This is a genomic window from Pseudomonas sp. URIL14HWK12:I5, assembly GCF_900176445.1.
Classification (GTDB): domain Bacteria; phylum Pseudomonadota; class Gammaproteobacteria; order Pseudomonadales; family Pseudomonadaceae; genus Aquipseudomonas; species Aquipseudomonas monteilii.
The window spans coordinates 168569-194795 of sequence record NZ_FWXQ01000010.1; the positions used below are offsets into that span (position 1 = coordinate 168569).

21 protein-coding genes, 1 pseudogene and 1 riboswitch are annotated in these 26227 nt (G+C 62.7%); of the genes and pseudogenes, 11 read left to right on the forward strand and 11 right to left on the reverse strand.

Annotation, left to right across the window (positions count from 1 at the left end; genetic code table 11):
- Window positions 1-179 precede the first annotated feature (179 nt).
- A complete protein-coding gene (locus tag B9A31_RS22070) occupies window positions 180-971 on the forward strand; it encodes an RHS repeat-associated core domain-containing protein (RefSeq protein WP_084297370.1) in 792 nt (263 codons plus the stop codon).
- A gap of 56 nt (window positions 972-1027) precedes the next feature.
- On the opposite strand, the gene B9A31_RS22075 is transcribed toward B9A31_RS22070, so the two are convergent.
- The 3 genes from B9A31_RS22075 to B9A31_RS22085 all read right to left on the reverse strand — a co-directional run bounded on the left by B9A31_RS22075 (window position 1028) and on the right by B9A31_RS22085 (window position 5157).
- A complete protein-coding gene (locus B9A31_RS22075) occupies window positions 1028-2038 on the reverse strand; it encodes an aldo/keto reductase (protein ID WP_027609260.1) in 1011 nt (336 codons plus the stop codon).
- 71 nt (window positions 2039-2109) lie between these two features.
- Entirely contained in the window at window positions 2110-3630 is a 1521-nt protein-coding gene (locus tag B9A31_RS22080) for an FAD-dependent oxidoreductase (RefSeq protein WP_084297371.1), read from the reverse strand.
- Window positions 3631-3828: 198 nt separating this feature from the next.
- Window positions 3829-5157: an MFS transporter gene (locus tag B9A31_RS22085; protein WP_084297372.1), complete on the reverse strand. Its 1329-nt coding sequence runs from the start codon at window positions 5155-5157 to the stop codon at window positions 3829-3831.
- Window positions 5158-5320: 163 nt separating this feature from the next.
- On the opposite strand from B9A31_RS22085, the gene B9A31_RS22090 reads away from it, so the two are divergent.
- Together B9A31_RS22090 and B9A31_RS22095 are read left to right on the forward strand one after the other, a co-directional pair.
- Complete coding sequence (locus B9A31_RS22090) at window positions 5321-6418, forward strand: sugar diacid recognition domain-containing protein (protein ID WP_019096244.1); 1098 nt, start codon at window positions 5321-5323, stop codon at window positions 6416-6418.
- A gap of 128 nt (window positions 6419-6546) precedes the next feature.
- Window positions 6547-7686 carry a glycerate kinase gene (locus B9A31_RS22095; protein WP_025754131.1) on the forward strand — a complete coding sequence of 380 codons (1140 nt, stop codon included), beginning with the start codon at window positions 6547-6549 and terminating at the stop codon, window positions 7684-7686.
- On the opposite strand, the gene B9A31_RS22100 is transcribed toward B9A31_RS22095, so the two are convergent.
- Window positions 7687-8592: a LysR substrate-binding domain-containing protein gene (locus B9A31_RS22100; protein ID WP_019098385.1), complete on the reverse strand. Its 906-nt coding sequence runs from the start codon at window positions 8590-8592 to the stop codon at window positions 7687-7689.
- Window positions 8593-8797: 205 nt separating this feature from the next.
- Here B9A31_RS22100 and B9A31_RS22105 point away from each other — a divergent pair, with 205 nt between their 5' ends.
- Window positions 8798-9706 carry an SMP-30/gluconolactonase/LRE family protein gene (locus B9A31_RS22105; protein ID WP_232062866.1) on the forward strand — a complete coding sequence of 303 codons (909 nt, stop codon included), beginning with the start codon at window positions 8798-8800 and terminating at the stop codon, window positions 9704-9706.
- Here B9A31_RS22105 and B9A31_RS22110 read toward each other — a convergent pair.
- The 4 genes and pseudogenes from B9A31_RS22110 to B9A31_RS22125 form a co-directional block, all read right to left on the reverse strand.
- Window positions 9696-10646, reverse strand: a complete 951-nt coding sequence (locus tag B9A31_RS22110) for a site-specific integrase (protein WP_025754128.1) — start codon at window positions 10644-10646, stop codon at window positions 9696-9698. The genes B9A31_RS22105 and B9A31_RS22110 overlap by 11 nt on opposite strands.
- A 57-nt stretch (window positions 10647-10703) precedes the next feature.
- Window positions 10704-12248 (reverse strand): annotated as a pseudogene (locus B9A31_RS22115) (putative bifunctional diguanylate cyclase/phosphodiesterase); the annotation flags it as partial.
- A 225-nt stretch (window positions 12249-12473) separates the two neighbouring features.
- Window positions 12474-13457 carry an SCO family protein gene (locus B9A31_RS22120; protein ID WP_019098389.1) on the reverse strand — a complete coding sequence of 328 codons (984 nt, stop codon included), beginning with the start codon at window positions 13455-13457 and terminating at the stop codon, window positions 12474-12476.
- A 55-nt stretch (window positions 13458-13512) separates the two neighbouring features.
- Window positions 13513-16908 carry an Ig-like domain-containing protein gene (locus B9A31_RS22125; protein ID WP_019098390.1) on the reverse strand — a complete coding sequence of 1132 codons (3396 nt, stop codon included), beginning with the start codon at window positions 16906-16908 and terminating at the stop codon, window positions 13513-13515.
- Between the two features lie 250 nt (window positions 16909-17158).
- A riboswitch (TPP riboswitch) is annotated at window positions 17159-17273 on the forward strand.
- A gap of 78 nt (window positions 17274-17351) precedes the next feature.
- Between B9A31_RS22125 and B9A31_RS22130 the strand changes: the two genes are divergently transcribed.
- The 4 genes from B9A31_RS22130 to B9A31_RS22145 all read left to right on the forward strand — a co-directional run bounded on the left by B9A31_RS22130 (window position 17352) and on the right by B9A31_RS22145 (window position 21156).
- Window positions 17352-17999 (forward strand): TenA family protein, encoded by a 648-nt coding sequence (locus B9A31_RS22130; protein WP_084297374.1) that lies wholly within the window; start codon window positions 17352-17354, stop codon window positions 17997-17999.
- Window positions 17996-18658: a thiaminase II gene (gene tenA, locus B9A31_RS22135; RefSeq protein ID WP_019098392.1), complete on the forward strand. Its 663-nt coding sequence runs from the start codon at window positions 17996-17998 to the stop codon at window positions 18656-18658. Before B9A31_RS22130 ends, tenA begins: the two co-directional genes overlap by 4 nt.
- 40 nt (window positions 18659-18698) lie before the next feature.
- Entirely contained in the window at window positions 18699-19940 is a 1242-nt protein-coding gene (gene codA, locus B9A31_RS22140) for a cytosine deaminase (RefSeq protein ID WP_019098393.1), read from the forward strand.
- Window positions 19941-20169: 229 nt separating this feature from the next.
- Entirely contained in the window at window positions 20170-21156 is a 987-nt protein-coding gene (locus B9A31_RS22145) for a DNA-binding protein (protein ID WP_027609254.1), read from the forward strand.
- Between the two features lie 9 nt (window positions 21157-21165).
- On the opposite strand, the gene B9A31_RS22150 is transcribed toward B9A31_RS22145, so the two are convergent.
- Both B9A31_RS22150 and B9A31_RS22155 read right to left on the reverse strand, forming a co-directional pair.
- Window positions 21166-21675, reverse strand: a complete 510-nt coding sequence (locus B9A31_RS22150) for a GNAT family N-acetyltransferase (RefSeq protein WP_025754125.1) — start codon at window positions 21673-21675, stop codon at window positions 21166-21168.
- A 14-nt stretch (window positions 21676-21689) separates the two neighbouring features.
- The gene (locus tag B9A31_RS22155; RefSeq protein ID WP_025754124.1) at window positions 21690-22406 is read right to left on the reverse strand and encodes an MgtC/SapB family protein; all 717 of its coding nucleotides are present in this window, start codon (window positions 22404-22406) and stop codon (window positions 21690-21692) included.
- A gap of 396 nt (window positions 22407-22802) precedes the next feature.
- Between B9A31_RS22155 and B9A31_RS22160 the strand changes: the two genes are divergently transcribed.
- Window positions 22803-23270 carry a sterol desaturase family protein gene (locus B9A31_RS22160; RefSeq protein ID WP_019099100.1) on the forward strand — a complete coding sequence of 156 codons (468 nt, stop codon included), beginning with the start codon at window positions 22803-22805 and terminating at the stop codon, window positions 23268-23270.
- 15 nt (window positions 23271-23285) lie between these two features.
- Here the strand turns inward: B9A31_RS22160 and B9A31_RS22165 are convergent, their stop codons facing one another.
- Window positions 23286-24179 (reverse strand): bile acid:sodium symporter family protein, encoded by an 894-nt coding sequence (locus B9A31_RS22165; protein WP_019099101.1) that lies wholly within the window; start codon window positions 24177-24179, stop codon window positions 23286-23288.
- Between the two features lie 184 nt (window positions 24180-24363).
- On the opposite strand from B9A31_RS22165, the gene B9A31_RS22170 reads away from it, so the two are divergent.
- Window positions 24364-25227 carry a Dyp-type peroxidase gene (locus tag B9A31_RS22170; RefSeq protein WP_025754122.1) on the forward strand — a complete coding sequence of 288 codons (864 nt, stop codon included), beginning with the start codon at window positions 24364-24366 and terminating at the stop codon, window positions 25225-25227.
- Window positions 25228-25315: 88 nt separating this feature from the next.
- Window positions 25316-26224, forward strand: a complete 909-nt coding sequence (locus B9A31_RS22175) for an aldo/keto reductase (protein ID WP_084297375.1) — start codon at window positions 25316-25318, stop codon at window positions 26222-26224.
- The last annotated feature ends 3 nt before the right edge of the window (window positions 26225-26227 follow it).

Here is a 26227-nt window from a genome sequence, read left to right on the forward strand (position 1 = left end):
ACGATACCGGGGTGATTGGGGAAAGGGGGGACCGGGAGCCCGGCGCAGGGCTCCCCAATGAACATGTATGAACGAAAACTTAAGCGAACTGGCATTTCTGACAGTTACCGGGGGGGCAGTCATCACTTATCATGAAGCAGCCAAACCGTTAAATAGTGTATTTTTATGAGGAATAAACTATGAAAAAATCAGCCAAGGTAACAACGCCGCCTCATGAATACCGCCTCCATGAGTCAACCAGCATCACTGGAGTGCGAGCTTATAGTGCTTATGGTCATTCAAATAGCGAAAGCGCAGCGATATTACTGGCATTTAACGGGCAGGCGCTTGAGCCACTCATTCAAGGCTATCTTTTAGGCAATGGCGTTCGTCTTTACTGCTGCGCTCTCATGCGCTTCACGACTCCGGATAGTTTCAGCCCATTTGGTAAAGGCGGGTTAAATAGTTATGGATATTGCTCGGGTGACCCCATAAACCATGTCGACCCCAGCGGTCATTCGTATGCCAAGGTTTCAGCCTACCGACGCGATCAGAATTTGCGTTCTGGTGCCCGTCGGCTGCCTCGCCACGTCGCAGTAGAGTCTATCGATGACCCGACTTTGCTGGCAACCACTTCGCGGGTAGAGCCACGCAGTTCGACCCGTCGTGTCAAAACGAAAACGCCGGCGCTATCTGCTGAACAACCTTGGGATGGCGGTGCAGACAAAAAACACTGGGATGCTTTTTCCGAAACCCTTGGAATTAAGGAAATGACGTCAGAAAAGAGAGCGAAGGTTGTTTACGAGCTTGTGCAGCATCAGGTTATAAAAGAGCTAGGGAGTGATGGTGTAGACATCAAACAAAAAATGGCGCTGAGCATGCTCTGGCAGTTGGGGTACGGTGCCAATGTAACCAAAGCATGGGGGGAACGTATTGCAGCTGATATTCTAGCGCGTAACAATGAAGCTGTGAGAGCATTTGTAGGCACCTGAGTCAGTGATGATTACGCCGACACTCGCTTACCAGCCTCAAGCAACCAGCCGTGTTGTCAAGACCGTGCACGCCGCCCGCTCACGTAATGCGCCACATCATTGAACCCCGGCGTGGATGCATGCCCCGGCGTCACCAGTGAGTCGATGAACGCCTCATCCTCCGCCGTGACCTTCACCGCCAATGCACCGCCATAGGTGTCCCACTGCTCTTCGGTACGCGGCCCGACAATCGCCGAGCTCACCAGCTGGTTATTCAGCACCCAGGCAATGGCGAACTCAACGATTCCCACGCCCTTGGCCTCGACGTAAGCCTGGATCTGCCGGGCGATGGCCAGCGACTCCTGGCGCCACTCCACTTCCATGATGCGCTTGTCCTGGCGCCCTGCCCGGCTGCCGGCATCCGGCACGGCCCCCGGCGCATACTTGCCACTGAGTACACCACGCGCCAACGGGCTGAACGGCACGACGCCCAGGCCATGGGCGGCAGCAGCGGTAAGCTGCTCCGGCTCGGCCTGACGGTTGACGATGTTGTACAGCGGCTGGCTCACCACCGGCTTGGGCACCCCGAGGCGCTCGGCAATGTGGCAGACCTCGGCAATGCGCCAGCCACGGAAGTTGGACACGCCCCAGTAGCGGATCTTGCCCTGGCGCAGCAGGTCGCCGATGGCCTGCACGGTCTCTTCCAGCGGCACCTTGTGGTCTTCGCGGTGCAGGTAGTAGATGTCCAGATAGTCCATGCCCATGCGGGTGAGGGTGGCCTCCAGGGCATTGAAGATGTGTTTGCGCGACAGCCCGCTGCGGTTGGGCAGGCCATCGGCCGGGCCGAAGCCGACCTTGCTGGCGACGATCCAGTCCTGGCGATGGCGTGCCACCGCTTCACCGACGATTTCTTCCGAGCGCCCGGCGTTGTACACGTCGGCAGTGTCGATGAAGTTGATGCCTTGGTCCCAGGCCTTGTCGATGATGCGCAGGGCGTTCTCGGTACTGGTCTGCTCGCCGAACATCATGCTGCCCAGGGTAAGGGCGGAAACCTGCAGGCCACTGTGGCCGAGGGGGCGGTAGATCATGCGCTTGGGTCCTTTTCAGTCGGCTGATCCAGCTGTTTTACACACAACCGGGGCGCATTGAAAGGCGGACCTCAGCCAATTAGCGCCAACGCCTCTTGCAGGCTCAAGGGGCGTTTCATGCGTTGCGACAGCGTTGCCATGGCATCGGAATAACCCTTGGCGACCACGGCCTCAACCCGATCATCCATACACTGCAGCGCAATGAAATCGCCTTTTTCCGGCTCACCGACGAACTCGACCCGGTTCCAGTCCCGGGCGTGGCCAAGCACTTCATAAGTGCGGCCGTGCTGGTAAGTCCAGAAGAACGGCACATCGGCATAGCGGCGCTGCTCGCCGAGCATGTTGGCTGCAGCAATTACCCCGTGTTGCTGGGCCAGGCGCCAGTGCTCGATACGCACAGGTCGACCGGTGAGCGGGAAGGTGGCGATATCTCCCGCCGCCCACAGGCCATCGGCAGCGCGCATTTCTGCGTCGACCCTCACAGACTTGTCCTCGGTCAGCGGCACGCCTTGGAGGAAGGCAGTGACCGGTTTTACCCCCGTGCCGAGCAGCACCAAGGGTGTTTGGAGCCGTTCTCCGTTGGCCAGTTGCACGGCTTCGACTTTGTCCTGGCCCTCGATGCGCTGAACTTCAGTAGGGCCATGGAAGGTGACACCCTTGCGCTCATGCAGCTCACGGATGCTGCGGCCGATGCGTTCACCCAGCTGCCGGGCCAGGGGGACTTCGTGGCGGGTGACCACATGCACCTGTAGGCCGTACTTGCGCAATGCCGAGGCGGCTTCGAGGCCGATGAAACCGTCACCGATGATGACCACCGGTTGGCCGGGTTCGGCTGCATCGAGCAACTGGGCGGCATCCTCCCGTGAGCGCAGGGTGAACACCCCGGGCAGGTCGGCGCCGGGGATGTCCGGGCGCAGTGCTTTCCCGCCGGTGGCCAGCAGGCAGGCGTCGTAATCGATCTGTTGGCCGTCGGCGAGTGTAAGCTGGCGTTTCTGGCTGTTGAGTGTGCGCACCTTGCCGTGCTTGCGCTGCAACTGGCCCTTGCGCAAGGCGTCGGCATCAAGCAACGCGGGCACTTCATCGGGCGGCATCTGCCCGGCAATCACGAATTTGCTCAGGGCCGTGCGATCGTAGGCGGGCTGGCGTTCCTGATCAATCCACACCAGCCGGCCGGCGAAACCGTGGGCCAGCAACGTGGCGACGGCAGCGCTGCCAGCGGCGCCTGCACCGACCACGACAAAGCAGCGGGCATCGCTGTGCCGTGGCGGCTCGATTGCTGGCAGGGGCTGGTCATCGACCCAGACTTCATCGCCCTTGACCCAGGTTTTGTAGCGACGCAGGTCGGCCAGCGCAGGGGGCTCGCAGACCACCCCGTCGTCAACCGCAAAGGCGGCTTTATGCCAAGGGCAGACCAACAGGCCAGCGCAAACCACACCCTCGTCGAGCGGAGCCCCTGCGTGGGGGCAATTGCCTTGGTAGGCCCGAACCTGGTCGCCCTGGCGGATGAGGACAAGTTCTTCGCTACCGGCCTGAACGCGCAGAGGACGGTGTTCGTCGAGCTGGCTAAGGCGGGCCACGGCGTGCTGGGTCATGGGGTTTCTCCAAAGGGGCCTTTGGAACCATTTGACGCCTGGGTCGGGGAGGGGATGCGTTGAGCTGACGATCGGTGGAGGGTGTGGATTGTGTGTGGCCTGGGCTGGCCTGTTCGCGGGCTTGCTCGTTCCCACAGGATCACCACAAGCTCGAACACTGTGGCGGTCCTGTGGGTGCGGGCGAGCCCGCGAATGGGTTCAACTGGCCCTGGCAGTACTCAGCGCACCAGCCCGGGTAACCCGCAAGGCAGCCAGGCTACCCAGCACGATCAGCGCCGCCAGCGAATACAGTGCGGCATCGGTTGAACCGGTCTGATCCTTGATGAACCCCACCAGGTACGGGCTGAGGAACCCCGCCATCTGGCCCACCGAGTTGATGATGGCCAAACCTGCCACAGCGGCACCGGCACTGAGCAGCGCGGTGGGCATTGGCCAGAACATCGGCAGGCCGGTCAGCGCGCCCATGGTGGCGATCGACAGGCCAAGAATGGCAATGGTCGGGTTACCCGCGAAGTTCACCGCGATCAGCAGGCCGATAGCCCCCATCAGCATCGGCACTACAAGGTGCCAGCGGCGCTCGTTGCGCAGGTCGGCCGAGCGCCCGCAGAGGATCATGAACACACCTGCCAGCAGGTACGGAATGGCGCTGAGCCAGCCGATCAGCAGCGGGTTGTCGAAGCCCATGTTCTTGATGATCGATGGCAGCCAGAAGTTGATCGCGTACACACCGCTCTGGATGCAGAAGTAGACGAAGCCGAAGGTCCAGATCAGCGGGTTGGTCAAAACGGCCAGTACGCTGTCGCCGGTAGTGTTCGGTTTGCTGGCAGCATCGGCTTCCAGGTCGGTTGCAACCAGCTGGCGCTCCGCCGTACTCAGCCAGGGTGCTTTCTGGTAGCCGTCACTGAGCAGAAACACCGCCAGTATGCCCAGGGCAACGGTTGGCAGGCCCTGGATCAGGAACATCCACTGCCAGCCGGCCAAGCCGTGTTGGCCGGCGGCGAAGTGCTGCAGGATCCAGCCGGAGAACGGCCCACCCAGCAAGCCCGACACCGGGATCGCCGACATGAACAGGGCCATGATGCGCCCGCGACGGGCCGCCGGGAACCAGCGCGAAAGGTACAGCACCACACCCGGGAAGAAGCCGGCTTCGGCGGCGCCGGTGAGCAGGCGCAAGGTGTAGAACTCGGTGGGGGTGGTGACGAACAGCAGGCAGGTGGAGAGGCTGCCCCAGGCGATCATCATCAGTGCAATCCAGCGCCGAGGGCCAAACCGGTTGAGCGCCAGGTTGCTTGGCAAACCGCACAGTACGTAACCGATGAAGAAGATGCCGGCGCCGAGGCCGTACACCGTTTCGCTGAACTTCAGGGCGTCGAGCATCTGCAGTTTGGCAAAGCCGACGTTGACGCGGTCCAGGTAGTTGAACAGGTAGCAGATGAAAATGAACGGAATCAGCCGCAGGGTGATGCGCCGGTACAGCGCGTTGCGGGTGGTGTCCGTGCCTTGGTCAGGGGCGGGGCTGTGTGCCATGATCGGGTTCTCTGTTGTTATGGTTGTCGCCGCGTCGCCTGTGTCGGCGCTCGCCCTGACGAGTCTCGGGGACTGTGGCCGGCCTGTCTTTGTGCTTTTGCACAGTGCCCGGCCCAGGCTGCTGTGCCCGAGCCCAAAAGCCTGACTCCTAAAGGACCCCGCAATGTTCGAACTCGACCATGACCTGGCTCAGGATATCGTTGACCGGGCGATGGCCATTCTGCCGTGCAACGTCAATGTCATGGACAGCCAGGGGTTGATCCTGGGCAGTGGTGAGCCGGAGCGTATCAACACCCGCCATGAAGGCGCGCAACTGGTCCTGGCCAATGGCCGGATCGTCGAACTGGATACTGAAGCGGCCAAATGCCTCAAGGGCGTGCAGCCCGGGGTGAACCTGCCGCTGATGCTCGATGGCCGGCTGATGGGCGTACTGGGCCTGACGGGTGACCCGCAACAGGTGCGCACCTATGGCGAGCTGGTACGCATGACCGCCGAGATGCTGCTGGCCCAGCGCCATTTGCAAGACGACCAGCAATGGCGACGGCAGCGTTGTGATGACCTGCTGGCGCTGTTGCTAGGCGGCAGCGGCGACTCGCCACGCTTGCTCGACGAAGCCCGGCAACTGGGCCTGAAGCCGCAGTTGCCAAGGGTGCCTTGCCTGTTCGAGCTGGCCTCGGGGCCACCCGCCGAGGCACTTGCTGCGTGGTTGCTCAGCCGCTACCCGGACAGCTGGTGTGTCAGCCCGGCGCGGCAGTCGTTGTTGTGGTGTCGGCCCGCAGGTGTGACGCTGGATGAGCCACGCCTGCTCGAACGTCTGCAACGCCACGGTTGGGGCGTGGAGCGCCTGGCTTTGGGCAGTACCGCGCAAAGCCTGGAGCAACTGCGCCGAGGTTATCGCCGGGTGCGAGACTTGCTGGCCTATGGGCGCGAGGTACTGCCCGCCGAGCGTTTGCTCAGCCTGCAACGCTACCGGCTACCGGCACTGCTGTGGCGGCATCGCAACGATGACGCGCTGGATGAACTGCTGGAGCCGTTGCAGCGCATTCGCGCCAAGGACAACAGTGGGCAGTTGCTCAGCACCCTGCGCGCGTGGTGTGCCCATGACGGCCAAAGCCAGGCCTGTGCCGATGCCTTGGGAATCCACCGCAACAGCCTGCGCTATCGCCTGGAACGGATTGCCGAACTGGGTGAGGTCGACCCGCTGCGCATGGAGGGGATGCTTAGCTTGTACCTGGGGTTGCAGCTGTTGCCTGCTGATTGACGCGGCGCCTGCAGGCACCGCCACGAAGGCATCTGCCCAAACAACCCGCCCGGCGTTTTGTGCATTTGACCGAGGCCAGCCTGGCGGGCACCTGTCAGCATGCCGCTCATCAGGACAGGAGAATCCCCATGAAGATCGTCATTGCCCCCGACTCGTTCAAGGACAGCCTCGATGCTGCCGGTGTCGCCCGCGCCATCGCTGCTGGCCTGAGGCAGGCGTGGCCGGACGCAGCCTTGGTCGAGTGCCCGATGGCCGACGGCGGCGAAGGCACCATGGAGGCGATCCTGGCCGCCAGCCACGGCGAACTGCGCCGGCAAGCGGTGCGTGGGCCATTGGGGCACAGCGTCGAAGCCGGTTGGGGGTGGCTGCCGCAAAGCCGTACGGCCATTATCGAAATGGCCCAGGCCAGTGGCTTGCAGCTGGTGCCTACCGACCAGCGTGATGCGTGCCGCAGCAGTACCTGGGGCACCGGCGAGCTGATTGCCGCCGCCTTGGCCGCCGGCGCACAGCGGGTGGTGCTGGCCATCGGTGGCAGCGCCACCAACGATGCGGGCAGCGGCATGCTGCGCGCGCTGGGCCTGCGCCTGCTGGATGCCGACGGGCAAGCGCTGGAAGAAGGTGGCCTGGCACTGGCGAAGCTGGCGCGGATCGACGCCAGTCACCTGGACCCGCGCCTGGCGGAGGTGCAATTCGAAGTCGCGGCGGACGTCGACAACCCGCTGTGCGGCGCCAACGGTGCATCGGCGATTTTCGGCCCGCAGAAGGGCGCTAACCCGCAGCAGGTGCAGGCGTTGGACCAGGCGCTGGGCCATTTTGCCGACCACTGCGTACAGCTGCTGGGCGACGATGTGCGCGACTACCCTGGGTGCGGCGCTGCCGGTGGTATGGGCTTCGCCGCCCGTGCGTTCATGGGGGCACAGTTCCGCCCGGGGGTAGAGGTGGTGGCCGAACTGGCCGGGCTTGACGCCTTGGTGCAGGGCGCGGACCTGGTGGTGACGGGTGAGGGGCGTTTCGATGCCCAGACACTGCGCGGCAAGACGCCGATGGGGGTTGCCCGGGTCGCCAGGCGCCACGGTGTGCCGGTGGTGGTGCTGGCCGGGACACTGGGTGAGGGCTACCAGCAGTTGTATGCCCATGGGGTCGATGCTGCATTTGCGTTGGCCAGCGGGCCGATGAGCCTGGAACAAGCATGTGCCAACGCGGCAGAACTGCTGCAGGCTCGGGCTTGTGACGTGGGCCGGTTATGGCGCTGCGCAGCGCGCGCCTGATCAAAGCGTTTTTGCGTCTTCGAACAGGGCGATGAAGTTGGCCAGCGCAGGCGAGGCATTCTGGGCGTTCCATTTCATGTACAGGCCAATGCCTGGGGTGGCTTGCTCGTCTATCGGGCGGATCGCACAGAACTGTACGCGCTCGCGTGGGGTCGATCGGGCGAATGAGGCCGGCACCAGGGCCACACCGAAACCACAGGCGACCAGCCCCAGCAGGGTATGAATCTGTGCGGCTTCCTGCACCACCCGAGGGTAGAAGCCGGCCGACTCGCACAGGGCGACCAGCTGGGCATGGTAGCCGCCGCCCAACGCTTGCGGGGTAAACACAAAATCCTCATTGGCAAACTCGCGCAGGTCGACGTCGCCTTGCTGCGCTTTCACGTGGCCGGCGGGCAGCGCCATGACAATCTGCTCGTCAAGCAGCAGCCGTGACTCCAGCGTACCCACCGGCAGCGGTAACCTGCGCATGAAGCCGATATCCGCCTCACCGGCCAGCAGCGCCTTGGCCTGCGTCGCCGATGGCATCTCGCGCAGGGTCAGCTGCACGTTCGGGTAAGTCTCGCGATAGCGCCGCAAGCTGGTGAGCAACGAGTCGTAATAGGCGATGGAAATGGCCGTGATGGTCAGTTTCCCGCTGACACCCGCAGAGACATTACGGGCGTACTCGATACCCTGTTCCAGCTCGGCAAGCACGCGGTAAGCCGTATCGCGAAAGGCTGTGCCGGCCGGGGTCAGACGCACCCCGCGCGTATTGCGCAAGAACAAGCTGAAACCGAGCTTTTCTTCCAGGCGGCTGATCGCCTGGCTCAGCGGCGGCTGTGCCATGTGCAGGCGCTCGGCAGCCTTGTGAAAGTGAAGCTCTTCTGCCACGGCGATGAACTGCCTGAGCAAACGTGTTTCGATCAATCAAGCATTCCTTCAGCGCGGCGACTCGGTGGTGATATCCATGAGATATCAAAGTTGCATGCTTTTAATATTAAGTCATTGAATTTTTTGTTGTTATCGTAAAAAGGAAAATCGAAGGTAGCCAGAAATGCCCGTTACAGAGCCTTTCCACAACGAAGTTGCGGCCGTCACCGATGCCGCACAGGGCCTGGTCTTGGCCTATGGAATGGGGCTGGCCGGACGATCGCCCCGCATCAAGGAATGCAGCTGCGTGCCAGTCAAGGTCGCCAATACCCGCGCCGACCTGGGCGAAAGTCTGGTCTGGGATGAGCGTAACGGCGCATTGTACTTCATCGATATTTCTGGCGGGCGCATCAACTGCCTGACGCCAGACGGCGAAGTCGAGAACCTTTACGCGTCAGCCGCGCGCATTGGCGCCCTTGCGCTGACCGACCGGGGCAACCTGATTTTCACCGAAGATGCCAGCGTAGCCATTTTCGATGTGCCGGCGCGCAAGGTATGCCAGCATTCGGCATCGGTCCATCCGCGCTCCACTTACCGATTCAACGACGGCGCCTGTGACCCGCAAGGGCGCTTCGTTACCGGGTTGATGGACGATGCCCTTAGCGGCAATACCGGGGCGCTGTTCCGTTTTGACGGGCAGTTGAGCGACGAGGTCATCCACGATGACATGGCCTTGCCCACTGGGGTTGCCTGGTCGCAAGACGGCCAGACGATGTACTTCGTCGATTCGGCGGCGCGCGCCATCTACCGTGCCGAGTACCTCATGGAGGGCCGGCTGGGCACTGTTACGCTGTTTGCCGAAACCCCTGCCGAACTGGGGCGGCCAGATGGCCTGGCGCTGGACCGCGAAGGCGGGCTGTGGGTGTGCCAGTACCATGGCAGCTGCCTGCTGCGCTACGACCGCCACGGCCACCTGACCGATCAGGTACTGATGCCGGTACCGTGCCCCACCAGTTGCTGCTTTGGCGGGCCCGGCATGAATACCTTGTTCATCAGCACCGCGCGTTTCGACATGAGCCCTGAAGACCTGCTCCATTACCCGGATGCTGGCGACCTGTATGCCATCCACCCGACAATTGGCGGTGTCGCCCGGCACAGCTTCAAGGAATAAGCGCTTGGGCTTGGCTGGCCGGTAACACGGCCAGTTCGCCAAAACGCTGCGCCGAGTCGATGTAGCGCAGCGCCGACTTGGCATCTTTCCAGCCCACGTAGCTCATCAGTGATTTCAGTTCCCAACCATTGGCTGTGGCCCAGGTGGCAAAGCCACGCCGTAGCGAGTGGCCGGTATACAGCGCCGCCGGTACCCCGGCACGTTCCAGCATGCGCCGCAGCAGGCCGACCAGGCTGTTGCTGTTGAGCGCGCTTTCACCGAGGTTGCCCCAGCGGTCAAGCTTGCGAAACACCGGCCCGTGGGCAATGCCGGCAACTTCCAGCCATTGCAGGTAGGCCGTTACCGGGCACAGGGCCTTGAGGGCAGGGGTCCGGTGCTGCACGCCCAAGGCTTCGCGGTCGCCCTTGCTGCGCGGCAGGAACAGCGTGATGCCGACACCGGCTTCGGCCTGGATATGTTCGATGCGCAAGCGTGCCAGTTCATCACCGCGAAAACCTCGCCAGAAGCCCAGCAACAGCAACGCAGTGTCGCGGCGTGCCCGGCGCAGGGCGGCCAGGTCGTGGTGTTCGTGGGCCTGGCGAGCCTCCTCTTCAAAACACGCCACGGCGGTTTGCAGGTGTTGCAGCAACAGCGGGGCGGCCTGCCTGGGCGGCGTCGGGTGCAGGGTGCGGATGCCGCGTAGAACCTGGCGTACCAGCGGTGCCTTGGTCGGGTCGGGGAAACCTTGGGCGACGTGCCATTGACTGAGCGCGGCCAGGCGCTGGCGCAGGGTACTGACGGCGTGGTGTTCGGCATGCTCGACCAGGTAGCGGGCGATACTCTCGGCGGTGGCCGGGAGAAAGCCGCCCCAGTGGCTTTCGAAGTGCTCGATGGCGGCCTGGTAGCTGCGCCGGGTGTTGTCACGGGTGGCGGCGCGAAGGTAGCGCTCGATATCGGTCATGGTGCGGCTGTCGGTGGGTGATGGGCACACGATAAACCGAAATCCCAAGACAAGCACCTAATGCGGCACCGGGGCAACGCCATCCTGCAGGGCCGGCACCAGCACCATCGTATCGTGCGAGGGCTCAATGCCGTTGAAGTGTGGGTAGTCGCGCAACTGCGCCGGCGACAGCGGCCGGCTGAAGTGATAGCCCTGGGCTATATCGCAGCCCGCCAGTTTCAGGCACACCACTTGCTCACGGGTTTCCACACCTTCGGCCACCACTTCCAGGCCCAGGCGTTTGGCCAGGATGATGGTGGAGGACACGATCGGGCTGTCGTCATGGCTGTTGGACAAGGGGGCGATCAGCGAGCGGTCGATTTTCAGCTTGCTCAGCGGCAGCGAATGCAGGTGGGCGAAGCCAGCGTAGCCGCGGCCGAAATCGTCCAGGCTGATGCCCAGGCCCGCGCTGCGCAGGGTGTGCAGGTGCGCCACAGCGGTACTTTCCGGGTCGAGGATGGTGGTTTCAGTGATTTCCAGCTCCAGCCGCTGCGGCGCAATCGCATACTGCTGCAGTTCGTTCAGCAACCGCGTAGCGAAGTCGCCCTGGCGCAGTTGCAGGGCGGAGACATTGACAGCCAGCCGTGTCTGTCGGCCTTGGGCGTCCCACTCCGACAGGGCCTCGCAGGCCAGGCGCAACACCTCCCAACCCAGCTCGACAATGAAACCACTGCGTTCGGCCAGGTCGATGAAGCGGTCCGGGTACAGCAGGCCGAACTCGGGGTGATCCCAGCGCACCAGCGCTTCGTAGCCCAGCACTTGCTGGGTGTCGAGGCGAATCTGTGGCTGGTAGTGCAGCACGAACTGGCGCTCGGCCAAGGCACTGCCGAAGGCCTGTTCAAGGGTGAAGGCCTGAATGTCGGCCAGGTTCAGCGAGGGGTCGAAGAAGCGATATTGCGCGCGCCCGGCCTGTTTGGCCGAATACATCGCCGCGTCGGCACTGCGGACCAGGCTGTCGATGTCCTGGCCATCGCGGGGGCAGATGCTTACGCCCACGCTGGGGCTGGTGTTGACCTCCTGGCCATCCAGGGCATAGGTGGCCGACAACCGCTGAACCAGTTCGCGAACCCAGGTATTGATCTGTTCCTCGCTGCGTTCGCCTGCCAGCAGCACCACGAATTCGTCGCCGCCAAAGCGCGAAGCCTCGTCGCCGGGCTCCAGAAGGCGCTGGATACGCCCGGCCACAGCCTGCAGCAGCAGGTCGCCAATCTTGTGCCCGAGCGAGTCGTTGATCGACTTGAAGCGGTCCATGTCGATGAACAGGATCGCCATCAGCCGGCGCTTGCCCCGTTGCCGGGTAAGCGCCTGACCCGCCACCTCGACGAACTGGCGGCGGTTGTGCAACCCGCTGAGGTGGTCGGTGGCGGCGGCATGGCTGCTGCGCCGGTGTTCCTCCTCAAGGCGCCCGATAAGTTGCTGGTTGACCTGTTGGGCCTGCTCCAGAGCATTGAAAGCCTCCTGGTGCTTGCGCAGCAGACGCAAGGTGCACAGCAAACTGCCGAGGATCAGCAGGGTCATGCTCAGGTTCAACCAGAACTGCCGACAATTGGGCAATGCCGAGGGTGTAGGCAGGCCAAGGCCGCACGCCGGGTGGGCGGCGGTTACGGAGGTGATGTGCAGCCCCCAAAGAAAGGCCAGGGTGGCTGCGCACAGCATCAGGATCAGCAGCCGTAAAAGGCTGGTGGACGAAAGCGAACGGCGAATCACTGCTGATGGTTCCCGACCCTGGGTGATGCTCGAAAAATACGACAATAAGATGACAGACTGATGACTGATAGCTAATTGCCTTTAAGGGTTCCCCGTATCCGCCAAGGGCGCCTGCAGGCGTGCGGTTTCCTCTTCGATGTAGCTCATCAAGGCGCTGACTTCGGCATCACCCAACCGCATGTTGGGCATCGCCAGGCGGTTGTACTGCTCGTACAGCAGCATGGCCAGGGGGTCTTTCTCTGCCAGCATGCGGTCGGGTTCTTTCAACCAGCGGGTCAGCCAGTTGGCATCACGCTGGCGGGTCACACCCAGCAGGTCGGGGCCTATACCCGGTTGCCCCGGCTCGGTGTTACCCAGCGTGTGGCAGGATGAACAACGGGTGCGGAAGATCTGCTCGCCACTGCTTGGCGGACGTACTTCGGGCGCTTGAGCGTAGTCATTGTTCTTGGCGCTGGCCTGCTTCCAGTTGTGCAGGCTGTTGCCCAGGCGATCGGCGAGGATGTACGGGCTTTCGAAGGGCGAAGCCTTCATCCAGCGGCCGGTGGCCTGGTTGCCGATGATCAGGCTCAGGTTGTGGTCCTTGGAACGGCCGTTTTCCAATCCGTCAATCCACAGCCCCAGGCTACGGCGCAACCGTTCGATGTCGTCAGGTTCACCGGTGAGCAGCGTCCAGCCGGGGCCGATGCCGAACTTTTCAGCGTAGCGTTTGAGGGTGGCTGGCGTGTCGTTGTAAGGGTCGATGCTGATGGAGTACAGGAAAATGTCGTTGCCGACGCGGTCGCCAAGAATCTTCTGCACCTGGCGCAGGCGTGCGGTTTCAACCGGGCAGGAGTCGGAACAGCCGGTGAAAATGAAGTTGATGGCGACAACCTTGTCTTTGATCAGGTCGTCGAAGAAATGCACTTGCTCCCCGTCCTGGGTGAGCAGGGGGATGTTGGGGAAGTAGTCGGCACCCCAAGGGCTTTCAGCGTCTTTGGCCACCGGTTGTTGCGGCAGCAACGGCCAGAACGGGATGCTGGCGGCGAACAGCGCGAGCACCAGCAGGAAACGCCATGAGCCGGACATGATGCGGTCCTCATCGGTTGGCAGTGGGGGCCGCAAAGCGGCCCCCGCCTTGCACTCACTGATACCTGACTGGCGCCGTCACGGTCTGCCCCAGCGCCGACTTCGCGGTAACCGTCGCCGGTGTGGCCGGGCCGAAGCCGGTGGTGGTCACCGACACGCGCCAGCGCGCACCAGTGGTCGTGGCGGTCAGCGTGGCGTTACCCAGGCTGACCGGGCCACCAGTGGTCGCCGCAGTCACGCTGATGCTGTTGCCCGTGGCCACTGTCGTCGTCCCTTGCACATCCCAGGTGAAGCGGTTGCCGCTGCGCACCTGCACCGTGGCACTGGTGACCTGGATCTGGTCGACCGCTGCCGCCGGGCTGACCGCGATGCTGACCGTGGCCGGGTTCACCGACTCGGCCCCTTTGGCATCCCGCGCCGTGTAGTTGAAGCTGGCGGTAAACGGCGTGGCGACCGTGGCCGGCGGGGTGTAGGTCACCGTGGTGCCATTGGTGCTGACGCTACCCTGGCCGGAGTCGGGCTGGCTGAGGCCGACGACATTCAATGGCAGATTACCTTCCGGGTCGGTGTCGTTGGCCAGCACGCTCAGGGTGATCGGCTTGCCAGCAGTGGTTGCCGCACTGTCGTTGGCCGCGACCGGTGGCTTGTTGGCAGCATCATCGTTGTCGTCCTTGCCTTTGGTGCGGAAGGTCGGCAGGCCCACCGACGCCATGTATTGCACGCCATCCCAGCCTGGCAGCGGGGTCGGCATTACCTGGAACTGGCCTGGGTGTTCAATGTCCCAGCGCAGCAGCATCGAAGAGTCTTCATGCTGGGTGTTGTGGCAGTGCTCCATGTAGGTACCGGCGAACTCGCGGAAGCGGATAGCCATTTCCACTTCTTCCGACGAATCGGCATCCGGCCCGATGCGGTAGACGTCCTTGCGCGCCCATTTCTCCCATTCTGGCGGCGCCTTGCCGTCGCGGCTAAGAATCACACCTTCCTCGAAGTGCACATGCACCGGGTGGCTCCAGCCATTGCCGCCGTTGACGATTTTCCACACTTCCAGGGTGCCGTCGCCGCTGAAGCCCCCGTCGGTGGACTGTTGGGCCAGTTGTGGTGCAGCACTGATGCGCCGTGGGTCCATGCTGTAACCGAAGCCCCCGTCAGTCTTGATAGTCCAGGGTTTGGTATCGGTACCGTCAGAGCGGCCAAAGATGAACTCGCGGTGGCGGGCATCCTTGATCTTGGCCTGGTCGGCGGCCGAATTGCGGTCAATGGGCAGCGGGAGCATTTTCAGGCCTGCGGCCTTGCCGGGTTTGGCCGGTTCGTAGGCCACCGGGTCCATGCTCACGTCCTGGCCGCTGTACGGCTGCACGATCAACTGCAGGAACTTGCCGACCAGCGGGTCGCCGTTCTCCCACAGCGGGCCCTTGCTGGTCTGTTTGATCACTGCCTTGTACTTCTCCGACAGCACGTCGGCCAGCGAGATGGCACCTTCCGGGCCCTTGCCGGTGAGGTGTTCCTCCAGGTTGACGAAGTACAGCTTGTCGCCCACCTTGATGCCGTTCTTGGCGAAGTTGATGATGATGTCGTAGCGCTCGGCAATACCTTGCAGCGGCAGGATACCGTTGTTGTCCTGCAGGTTGCCGTCACCGTTGAGGTCCATGGTGCCGTCGAATGGCACGGCGTGCTCCATGATGTTGCCGTCGTTGGCGATCATGTGGAACGGCACCCGCGCATACGACACGTTGGAGCCGGATGGCCCCTTGAATTCGCCGCTGGTCCCGGCGATTTCACGCACGACTGCGAATTTGAAGTAGCGGGATACCGAGCCATTGAGCAGACGGAAGCGATAACTGCGCGCGCGCACCTTGAGCTTGGGCTGGTACTGCCAGTTGACCAGCATCTGGTCGCCAAGGAAGCCATCGGTGTTGAACGGGTTGAACCACAGCTGGCCGTTTGCATCCCAGGCCTTGTCGGCCATCACCAGGTTGACGTCGTAGTCGCGGTTGCCCCAAGGCATGCCCGAACCGCTGGGGAAGCGCAGGTTCACGCCATCCTGCAAGGCCTCGTTGCCGCGGTCCAGGGCGCTGTAGTAGTTCATCATCACGGCGTTGCCCTTGTAGACGTTCTGCGCCGTGAAATCCATCATGTGGTCGTGGAACCAGTGGGTACTCATGGTTTCGCGCCAGTCGCCACGAATCTTGATGCTGCCGTTCTGGCAGGTTTTCAGCCCAGGCGAGCCGTCATTGACGAACAAGGTTTCACCCGGTGAGCAAGGGAACGCGGCACGCGGGTCTTGTGCGCGGGTGTTGATGGTGTCGTAGCCGGCCAGCTGCACCGGCCAACGGTAGTCGTAGTACTGGCCGGGGAAGAAGTAGGCGTTGGCATAGCCGTCGCTTTCGGCGGGGGAGTGGCCGTTGTGCTCGTGGGTCGAGATGGTATGCAGGCCAAAACCGCCGTTGGCCGAAGGGTCGATCGGCAGGGCGTTGTAATGGCGCATCAGCACCGGCTGGCCATAGCGCACCATCAGCAGCTTGACCGGGAACGTGCCATCGAACGTCCACAGCGACTTGTGGTTCTGCAGCGGCATGTTCGGGTGGAAGCGGGTGTCGATGCCCTTGGTCGTGCCCAGCGTATTCGGGATGTCGGAGGTCTGGTAGTACAGCCCGCCCGGGCCGAATTCACCGACCGCATAGTTGTGCAACTGCTTGCGGTCGCGCAGGCCCTGGTTGATGCGTGCACCGGCTTGCGCGGTCTTGAACGCAGTCTGCGGGTAAAACTCGTTCCAGCGCTGGTGTGACCAGCCTTTGCCTGGTGGACGGCCTTCAGCCGGGGAGCCGACCGGCTTGCGGTTCAGGAACATCTCGATCTGCGCCTTCCATGGGTTGCGGTCCAGCACGTTGGCGTACTGGGTCGGGAACGGGTAAAGCCCGGGTTGCTTGAGGAAAGCTTCCAGCGCGGTGCCACTGGGGCCGCTGCGGGCAACGACGTTGGGGTCCTGCGCCGGGGCGGCCCCCAGGGTGGGAACCGGGAAGGTCAGGCTGGGCGGTGGCAGGGTGGGGTCGAGTTTTTCTGTGCCGAACTCTTCGAACAGCAGCAATTGTTGGGTGAACGGCTGCGCACCGAACAGCGGGCTGGGCTTGCCGTTGGTAGGGTACCTGTCAGAGGTTTGCAGGGCAGGCGGTAGTACGTTGTCGGTGCGCACCGTGTTGCGGTCGCCATACATCCCATTGGTCAGCTCCAGCGAACCTTGGTTGGCTTCGGGCAATGTATTGAGGTTCAGCAGGGCCGGGGTCGGATCAGCCGGTTGGTCGGTGTAGGCGGAAGGATCGGTTGGCGGCGGCAGGCCGTTATCGTCGAGGGGGGCCGCTGTAACCGTGATCAGCCCGAGGCTGAGCATCAGCGCGGTGACGGTGGACAGCTGGAATGCATGCCTAGCAGGGTGGATCACGGCAGATGTTTTCATTGCCTTATGCCTCGCTCGCGGCTTTATGGCTTAAAGCCATCAATGGCGTTTTGCCCGGTAAAAAGCCCTGAGCAACGGCTGTGCCAACCGATATTTCGGTAATGCTCTATTAAACAAATCGTTGTAGCGCCTGATGTGCGCTAGATAACAGAGCGTCAAAAATGGGGATATGTCCCCACTAGCGGGTCACCCAGTGCCCAGTCTTTGGGGGGATGGGTAGTGACAGCACTGGCTCACTGGGGTATACCTGAGCGCCACCAAGGGGAGCCCGGCAACGGGCTGAGAAACCGCTGAGCGTTGCAGCGCGGTGACCCTTCGAACCTGATCCGGATCATGCCGGCGAAGGGATGGGATTCGTAACCTGCCTTTTTGCCGGCCTCACTGCGAGGCCCGTCCATGCTCACTGCCAAGGTCTCGCTGTCACCCCCATCAAGGACAGCAACATGACCGAACGTTTCAGCCAGTCCCTGCGCCGCCAAAGCGAGCCGACCTGGTCGGCGGCCGTGGGCCACCGTTTCGTGACCCAATTGTGCGACGGCAGCCTGCCAGACCCGATCATGGTCGACTACCTGGTGCAGGACCACCGTTTCCTCGACAGCTTCCTCACCTTGCTGGGCGCGGCCATCGCCACCGCTGACACGTTCGAGGCGCGCCTGCGCTTCGGCCGCTTCGCCGGGATGATTTCCAGCGACGAGAACACCTACTTCCTGCGCGCTTTCGACGCTCTGGATGTAAGCCCGGCGCAACGCACTGAACCGACCGACACTGTGCCAACCGCAGGTTTCAAGGCGATCATGCGTGAAGCGGCGGCAACCCGTTCTTATGCGGCGGCGCTGGCAGTGCTCAACGTTGCCGAAGGCCTGTACCTGGACTGGGCGCTGAAGGCGCCCAAACCCATGCCGAACAATTTCGTCCATGCCGAGTGGATCACCTTGCACGATAACCCGGCCTTCCAGGCCTTCGTTGCCTTCCTGCAATCCGAACTGGACCGCGTCGGCCCGCCGGAAGCTGCACTGGCCACTGACTTCTACCAGCGCACCGTAGCGCTGGAACTGGCCTTCTTCGATGCCGTTTACCCGGAGGGCAAATGAGCATGGACGTCTTCGAGCGCCTCAAGGCTGCAGCCTCGCTACAATGGAACAGCTATGTCGACCATGACTTCGTGCGGCAGATGGGCGAGGGCACGTTGAGCGAAGAAGCATTCCGGACTTACCTGGTGCAGGATTACCTGTTCCTTATCCAGTTTGCCCGTGCCTGGGCGCTGGCGGCTTACAAGAGCCGCCGCCCGGCCGACATCCGCGCTGCGCAGGCCGGGCTGGCGGCGATCCTGGATGAAACTGAACTGCACCTGCGCCTGTGCGCGCGCTGGGGGCTGACCCAGGCCGATATCGAAGCTGCGCCCGAGCACCAGGCCACGGTGGCCTATACCCGCTATGTACTGGATTGCGGTGCCGCCGGCGATCTGCTGGAACTGCATGTGGCACTGGCGCCTTGCGTGATCGGCTATGCCGAAATCGGCCGGACCCTGGCGGAACGGATCGGCGATTTGAGCAAGCACCCGTACCGCGAGTGGATTGGTGAATATGCCGGGGAAGGCTATCAAGGCGTGGCGGCGGCAGCGCGCAAGCATCTGGATGAGCTGGCGGCGCGGAGCATGACCGAGCAGCGCTTTGCAGAGTTGGTGGGGATTTTCGGGCAAGCTTCCAGCCTGGAGGCAGACTTCTGGCAGATGGGGTTAAACGGAGGCTAATCTGCACCTTTGAGCGAAGCCCTCGACAAGGAGAAACACCATGAACATTGTCAACGCACGGCTGCGCGGCAAACCTGGCCTGTTCCGGATCGAACTCAGCGGCGAGTACATCGGCGCCATTGTGCCTCAGGCCGATGGAGTGGCACCGTGCGCGGGTGATGATCTGGACGCCGGGCAAAACCTGGTGGTGGCGCCTTTTGTCGAGCCGCACATTCACCTGGACGCCACGCTGACCGCGGGCGAGCCGAAGTGGAACATGAGCGGCACCCTGTTCGAAGGCATTGAGCGTTGGGCCGAGCGTAAGGAAATCACCACACACGATGACATCAAGACCCGCGCGAAAAAGACCATCGGCATGCTGGTGGACCACGGTATCCAGCATGTACGCACGCATGTCGATGTGACCGACCCGAAACTCACTGCGCTCAAGGCCATGGTCGAGGTGCGAGACGAAGTGCGCGCACGGGTCGACCTGCAGATCGTCGCCTTCCCGCAGGAGGGTATCGAGTCGTACGCCAACGGGCGGGCGCTGATGACCGAAGCGGTGGCCATCGGTGCCGATGTGGTGGGCGGTATTCCGCATTTCGAGAACACCCGTGAGCAGGGCGTTTCGTCGGTGAAGTTCCTGATGGACCTGGCCGAACGTACCGGCTGCCTGGTGGACGTGCACTGCGACGAGACCGACGACCCGCAATCGCGCTTCCTTGAAGTGCTGGCCGAAGAAGCCAGGGTGCGCGGTATGGGCGCCCGGGTAACCGCCAGCCATACCGTGGCCATGGGTTCGTATGACAATGCCTACTGCTACAAGCTGTTCCGCCTGCTGAAACTGTCGGGCATCAACTTCGTGTCGTGCCCGACCGAGAGCATTCACCTGCAAGGGCGCTTCGACAACTACCCGAAACGCCGCGGCGTCACTCGCGTGGCCGAGATCGACCGCGCCGGCATGAACGTGTGCTTTGGCCAGGATTCCATCGTCGACCCTTGGTACCCGCTGGGTAATGGCAACATCCTTCGCATTCTCGAAGCGGGGCTGCACATCTGCCACATGCTCGGCTACGAAGACCTGCAGCGCTGCCTGGACCTGATCACCGATAACAGCGCCCGCACCCTGAACCTGGGGGAGCGCTACGGCATCGAGGTGGGGCGGCCGGCCAACCTGTTGCTGCTGTCGGCACCGGACGATTACGAAATGGTGCGTAGCCAAGGGCACGCGCTGGTGTCGGTGCGAAACGGCAAGGTGTTGATGCGCCGCACGCCCGCGCAGGTTGAGCGCACGCACTGATACACCCGCCACTTTGAAGCCCGTAATGCCCCGCCGGCCTTGAGCCGGACGGGGCGTTTTGCTGTTTGCCGTACGGCTAAACGCACGCTTGGAGCGGATTTTTGCCGGTAACATGCGATAAGCCGTGATTATTCTTCCTGAGGAAACGTTTGCAGGTGAGCGTTGTTATCGCCATAATCAGTACGTAATTACATGTTACATAACACAGTACAAAATCGTAGGAGCAGGCATGGCCCGGGGCGGTATCAACAAGGTGGTGGTTCAGCAGGCACGTCAGGCGTTGATTGCCCGCGGCGAGAACCCCAGCATCGATGCCATACGTATCGAGCTGGGCAATACCGGATCGAAAACCACGATTCACCGCTACCTCAAGGAATTGAACGGCCAGCAACCCGTGGCCTCCGAAGGGGGCGCGGCGCTGAGCGATGTGCTAAGCCGCTTGGTCGGGCAATTGGCCACTCAGCTACAAGATGAGGCCGACCTGAAGATCGAGCAGGCCGAAAGCACCTTCACTCAACAGCGAGAAGCGCTTGAGGCTCAGCTCGACATCGCCCAGCAGGCCCTGGCGGCGGCGCTTCAGCAACATAAGATCGATGCAGCGGCTTTGGCCGACGAGACGGAAAAACGGCTGACCACACAGAGCACGCTGCAAGCCGAACAGCTGCGCAGCGCCAGCCTCAACCAGTCGCTAGGTGAATTGCAGGTGCGTCTGGCCGACAAGGACGAACAGGTGAAGTCACTGGAGGACAAACACCGACATGCCCGCGATGCCCTGGAGCATTACCGCAATGCCAGCCGTGAACAGCGCGAGCAGGAGCAACGCCGCCACGAAGCACAACTGCAGCAGATGCAGGTGGAAGTACGTCAACTGCAACAAGGCATGATCGTGAAGCAGGACGAGCTGACCCGCTTGCACCGCGATAATGAGCGTTTGTTGGGTGAGCACCGCCAGGCCGCCAGCGCGTGCCGGGCGCAGGACGAGTTGCTGGAGCAACGCGATGCGCAGATCCAGGGCTTGCGGACGATCCTGGCCCAGGCACAAGGTGCCAGCGAAGAAATGCGCCGGCAGCTGGATGTGCAAGCGCAGCATCTGGAAACCAGGCGCGACGTGTGCGCGGAACAGGCGCGGCAGTTGCTGCGGTATGAAGAAGAGCTAAAAGAACGCGATGTGGCGTTGGCGCAATGCAGGGCACACCTGCCTGCACATGCCGAGTGACGGGCCCGTCTAATGATCGACGTAACGGCGCATTGCACAACGCTCAGTGAGGCCGTGTGCACGTTCATTGGCCAGGGTTTCCCGTAACCGCGGGCTCAGCAGCCTCTCATCGAGCACCTCGAACCCGAACCGTGCATAGAAGGGCGCATTCCAGGGCACATTGGCAAAGGTGGTCAACGTGAGCTCGCGCAGGCCCGCGTCACGCGCGGCATCAGCCACTTGCTGCAGCAAACGCCGCCCCACGCCTTGCCCTTGAACCTCCTGGCGCACCGATATTTCATAAAGGTGCAGCGCCTGCCCTTCACGGCGGGCACAAGCAAAACCGGCAAGGCACCCATTATCGTCCTCGGCCACCCAGCTACCGCCCGCGTCGACGAAAGCCCTGTGCGCAACGCAATCCATCACATCACCTTGCGCCAGCCAGGCCAGCGTCGGCCAGCCGGCAAACGCCTGGGCCGCCGAACGCTCTAGGTCTGGCAGGTGTTGAATATCGCGCTCGAGGGTAGGGCGGATACGCATGAATCACTCCTGTTTCAGTAATCCGCCGCCAGTACTTGCGGCTGTAATTGCCAGCGCACCGAGCTTACACCTTTCTCCAGGCTCACCCGGCTGACCAGCCGCTCCAGTTGCGCGGGTGCCTGCGCGGTGCCCAACAGCTCGGCGCGTACTTCCAGGCGCGCCGGGCTGTCCAGATCCTGGCTTTGCAGTGACTGCAGCCGCAGCTGCGGATCGCCCAGGCTATGCAGCATCAGGCTGCGCACCTGGATTTCGTCCTCGGCGCGGCAGACGATTCGCACTTCGAAGTGCTGCTCCACCTCGCTGGCCGGCACCACGTCCTGACGGTCCAGGCGCTGGGCGATGTCACGCAGCAGGATATTGGCACATAGCACCACCAGGCTACCCAATGCCGCCTCCAACAGCAGCCCAAGGCTGCACAGCACACCCACTGCCGCCGTACACCACAAGGTGGCTGCAGTGTTCAGGCCTCGTACGTTGAAGCCGTCACGCATGATCACACCACCCCCGAGAAAGCCGATGCCCGACACCACATAGGCGGCGACGCGCGACGCATCGGCAGGTGCCATGCCTGGCACCGCCTGGGTCATCAGCACGAACAGGCAGGCACCGGTGCTGACCAGCGCATTGGTGCGCAGCCCGGTCAGGCGTTGGCGCAATTGCCGTTCGGCACCGATCAACGCCCCCAACAGCAAGGCAATGCTGGCGCGCAGCAGAAATACTTTCCAATCCATAGCAAACCTCTTGCGCAGGCATACGCCCGCATGAACGCCATCAGTTGGCGTGGTTGAAAAACCAGATCAATGCGCAGGATCACGAGGAAGGGAGGAAAAGCGGGGGTTACAAGAAACCACCGTCTTGCCAGGGCGGCCAGACAGTGCAGGACACTGCCGGGCTAGTGCGCCACGCGGGCCTGTCGCAAGCGACTGGGGCTACTGTCCAAGGCAGGTCTCCTGTTTAGGAAGGCAAAATTGCGTCGCGGACCATACGCCCGGTGGCAGAGCAGGTCAAGGGCGAAACATGACAATGGCTTCATCCTTGAATGGCGTGCAGCCGCTCACGCCCACATGGAAAAAAACCTGGGCAGCCGTTAACCTTGCGCCTCTCTTTGCCATCACCCGGACCGTTCCATGCTGTTCAATCTCGCCGTACTGTTCGGCACCCTGGTGGCCATGGAGGGCGTTGGCACGCTGGCTCACAAGTACATCATGCATGGCTGGGGCTGGTGGCTGCACCGTTCGCACCATGAGCCTCACCTGGGCATGCTCGAAACCAATGACCTGTACCTCGTGGCCCTTGGCCTGATCGCCACGGCACTGGTAGCGCTTGGCAAAAGCGGTTATGCGCCCTTGCAGTGGGTGGGCGGTGGGGTGGCTGGGTACGGGGTGCTGTATGTGGTGGCCCATGACGGATTTTTTCACCGGCACTGGCCGCGCAAGCCTCGGCCAGTCAACCGCTACCTCAAACGCTTGCACCGGGCGCATCGGTTGCACCATGCGGTGAAGGGGCGCAAGGGAAGTGTTTCGTTCGGTTTCTTCTATGCGCCCCCATTGAAGGTGTTGAAGCAGCAGCTGCGCAGCAAGCGCAGCCAGCAGTGACAACCTGAACGGGCCTCAATTCGCCGCTTCGCCTTCGGGCTGCGCCGCCACATGCCCACGGCTCACCCACCAGCCAAACCCCGCTGCCGTAAAGAACATGATCAGGCTATACAGCGCCGCCGGTACCGCCATGGTCGCGTTGTTCAGCAGCGAAGGGCTCAGCGCCAAGGCAATGGCCAAGGTCCCGTTATGGATGCCGATTTCCATGCCAATGGCAATTGCCTGGCGCTTGGGAATATTCAGCAGGCGCGGCACCCAGTAACCCACTGCCAGGCTCAACAGGTTGAACAGCAGCGCCGCCAGGCCCACCACCGGCGCATACTCGACCACGGTCTGCCAGTCCTTGGCCAAGGCCAGGACGATGGTGAAGGCGAGGAAAAGCGCGGCCACCAGCTTCATCGGTTTTTCCATGCGCGCGGCGAAAGCCGGGGCGAAATGGCGTATCAGCATGCCCAGTGCCACCGGCAGCAGCACAATGGCAAACACCTGCATCACTTTGGCAAACTGCAGCGCAATGGCTTGATCCGAAGCCATGAACCAGCTCAACGACAGGTTCACGAGCAATGGCATGGTCAGGATTGCGATCAGCGAATTGACCGCCGTGAGTGTGATGTTCAGCGCCACATCGCCATGGGCCAGGTGGCTGAACAGGTTGGCCGTGGTGCCGCCTGGCGAGGCCGCCAACAGCATCAGCCCTACCGCAAGGGCCGACTCCAGGCCAAAACCGTTGGCGATCAGGAAACACACCAACGGCAGCAGCAGGATCTGGCAGGCCAGGCCGACCATCACCGGTTTGGGGTATTTCACAACGCGAGCGAAGTCCGCCAGGGTCAACGACAGCCCAAGGCCGAGCATGATGATGCCCAAGGCTAGCGGCAGAACGGCGGTGAGCAAGGGCGAGGCTGTCATGGGCGGTCTCTTGGGCGAAGGATCTCGAGGAGTGTAGGCAGGCGCGGATTGATAGCTCATTGCAAAGGGCCAGCTATTGGTAACCATTTGTTACCAAGCGCAGCGGCTGGCCAGGCTGCATGCCGCGTTGCAGTAGGCCTGCAGGCGCAGTAGCATTCCCGCTTTTACCAAGGATTAGCCTGTCATGCCGTTCCAGCAAGGTCTGCTTGCCAACCCTGTGCCGGCCCACGCCCGTCACCTGTTCTTCACCCTGCAGTCACCCGAGGCGTTGCCAGCTGTGCTCGATGCCTTGCTGCCGCAGGTCGATGGAGAACAGCTGCTGCTCGGTGTCGGCGCCCCGCTGGCCAAGGCCCTGGGCCGCGAAGTGCCCGGCCTGCGCGCCTTCCCGCTGCTAGATGCAGCCGTAGAAAACCCGAGCACTCAGCACGCCCTGTGGCTGTGGTTGCGCGGGAACGAGCGCGGCGACCTGCTGCTGCGCGCCCACGCCCTGGAACAGGTGCTGGCACCGGCCTTGCGCCTGGCGGACAGCGTTGATGGCTTCCTGCACCGTGGCGGCCATGACCTGACAGGCTACGAAGACGGCACCGAAAACCCGGTGGACGAAGATGCGGTGCAAGCGGCCATTGCCAGCGACGGTTCCAGCTTTGCCGCGTTCCAGCTGTGGAAGCACGACCTGGAATACTTCAAGTCGCTGCCCCAGGCCGATCAGGACAACATTATCGGCCGTCGCCTGAGCGACAACGAAGAGCTCGACGACGCGCCCGAGTCCGCACACGTCAAGCGCACCGCCCAGGAAAGCTTCGAACCCGAGGCGTTCATGGTGCGTCGCTCGGTGGCCTGGGCCGACCAGCGCGGTGCCGGCCTGGCCTTTGTCGCCCTGGGCCACAGCTTCGATGCATTCGAGGTGCAACTGCGGCGTATGAGCGGACTGGAGGACGGTATCATCGATGGCCTGTACCGCTTCAGCCGGCCACTCACCGGTGGCTATTACTGGTGCCCGCCGATGGGTGACGCGGGGGTCGACCTGCGCCAGCTGCTGCAGGCCTGATCACTAAACATCCAGATACAGAAACACCTGCTGGCGCGGAGCAGAGCGACTAGCCTTGAAAGTTTCCGATTCATGACGGGAGCTTTCCATGTACGCACGTCGTGATGTCCTACGCGCCAGTGCCGCTTTGAGCTTGCTGGCGGCGGCCCCTTGGCTGCATGCCGCCAGCCCGGCCGGCCTGCTGACCCGTAAAGTGCCGTCCACCGGTGAAGCGTTGCCGGTTATCGGTGCCGGTACCTCGGGCAGCTTCGAAGTGGACGCTGGTTCGGCTCAGTACGAGCAGCTGAAAATCGTGCTCAAGGCCTTTTTCGAAGGCGGTGGCCGGGTGATCGATACGTCGCCCAATTATGGTGGCGCCGACAGCATACTCGGCCAGTTGCTCGAGGAGGGTGGCTGGCATCGGCAGTGCTTCATAGCCACCAAGATCGCTGCCAACAGCCGGGCCGAGGCCGAAGCACAGTGGGCCGGCAGCCTGAAGAGCCTGCGTACCGACAAAGTCGACTTGCTGCAAATTCACAATCTGCGTGAGTGGCAGACCCAGCTGCCCTATGCCCGTGTGCTGAAGCATCAGGGCAAGGCCCGTTACGTCGGCATCACCCATTACCTGAACAGTGGCCAGGACGAAGTCGCCCGAATCGTGCGCAGCGAGCCGCTGGACTTCATCCAGATCAACTACTCGGTCAACGCCCCCGACGCCGCCCGCGCACTGCTGCCGCTTTGCCAGGACAAAGGTGTTGCGGTGCTGATCAACCGTGCTTTCGACGATGGCCGCCTGTTTACGCGGGTCAAGGACCAGGCGTTGCCCGGCTGGGCCGCAGAAGCAGGCATCGGCAGCTGGGCGCAGCTGTTTCTGAAGTTCGCCATCAGCCATCCGGCGGTGACCACGGTCATCCCCGCCACCGGCCGGCCCGAACGCCAGCTCGACCAGCTGAAGGCCGGGCATGAACCCCTGCTTAGTCAGGCGCAGCAACAGGCGCTGATCAAGCAGTTTGCCTGACAC

Bases quoted from the DNA above. Each gene is read 5' to 3' on its own strand.
- B9A31_RS22070 (WP_084297370.1), top strand. From the start codon at position 180: ATGAAAAAATCAGCCAAGGTAACAACGCCGCCTCATGAATACCGCCTC.
- B9A31_RS22075 (WP_027609260.1), bottom strand. From the start codon at position 2,038: ATGATCTACCGCCCCCTCGGCCACAGTGGCCTGCAGGTTTCCGCCCTT.
- B9A31_RS22080 (WP_084297371.1), bottom strand. From the start codon at position 3,630: ATGACCCAGCACGCCGTGGCCCGCCTTAGCCAGCTCGACGAACACCGT.
- B9A31_RS22085 (WP_084297372.1), bottom strand. From the start codon at position 5,157: ATGGCACACAGCCCCGCCCCTGACCAAGGCACGGACACCACCCGCAAC.
- B9A31_RS22090 (WP_019096244.1), top strand. From the start codon at position 5,321: ATGTTCGAACTCGACCATGACCTGGCTCAGGATATCGTTGACCGGGCG.
- B9A31_RS22095 (WP_025754131.1), top strand. From the start codon at position 6,547: ATGAAGATCGTCATTGCCCCCGACTCGTTCAAGGACAGCCTCGATGCT.
- B9A31_RS22105 (WP_232062866.1), top strand. From the start codon at position 8,798: ATGGGGCTGGCCGGACGATCGCCCCGCATCAAGGAATGCAGCTGCGTG.
- B9A31_RS22110 (WP_025754128.1), bottom strand. From the start codon at position 10,646: ATGACCGATATCGAGCGCTACCTTCGCGCCGCCACCCGTGACAACACC.
- B9A31_RS22120 (WP_019098389.1), bottom strand. From the start codon at position 13,457: ATGTCCGGCTCATGGCGTTTCCTGCTGGTGCTCGCGCTGTTCGCCGCC.
- B9A31_RS22125 (WP_019098390.1), bottom strand. From the start codon at position 16,908: ATGAAAACATCTGCCGTGATCCACCCTGCTAGGCATGCATTCCAGCTG.
- B9A31_RS22130 (WP_084297374.1), top strand. From the start codon at position 17,352: ATGACCGAACGTTTCAGCCAGTCCCTGCGCCGCCAAAGCGAGCCGACC.
- tenA (WP_019098392.1), top strand. From the start codon at position 17,996: ATGAGCATGGACGTCTTCGAGCGCCTCAAGGCTGCAGCCTCGCTACAA.
- codA (WP_019098393.1), top strand. From the start codon at position 18,699: ATGAACATTGTCAACGCACGGCTGCGCGGCAAACCTGGCCTGTTCCGG.
- B9A31_RS22145 (WP_027609254.1), top strand. From the start codon at position 20,170: ATGGCCCGGGGCGGTATCAACAAGGTGGTGGTTCAGCAGGCACGTCAG.
- B9A31_RS22150 (WP_025754125.1), bottom strand. From the start codon at position 21,675: ATGCGTATCCGCCCTACCCTCGAGCGCGATATTCAACACCTGCCAGAC.
- B9A31_RS22155 (WP_025754124.1), bottom strand. From the start codon at position 22,406: ATGGATTGGAAAGTATTTCTGCTGCGCGCCAGCATTGCCTTGCTGTTG.
- B9A31_RS22160 (WP_019099100.1), top strand. From the start codon at position 22,803: ATGCTGTTCAATCTCGCCGTACTGTTCGGCACCCTGGTGGCCATGGAG.
- B9A31_RS22165 (WP_019099101.1), bottom strand. From the start codon at position 24,179: ATGACAGCCTCGCCCTTGCTCACCGCCGTTCTGCCGCTAGCCTTGGGC.
- B9A31_RS22170 (WP_025754122.1), top strand. From the start codon at position 24,364: ATGCCGTTCCAGCAAGGTCTGCTTGCCAACCCTGTGCCGGCCCACGCC.
- B9A31_RS22175 (WP_084297375.1), top strand. From the start codon at position 25,316: ATGTACGCACGTCGTGATGTCCTACGCGCCAGTGCCGCTTTGAGCTTG.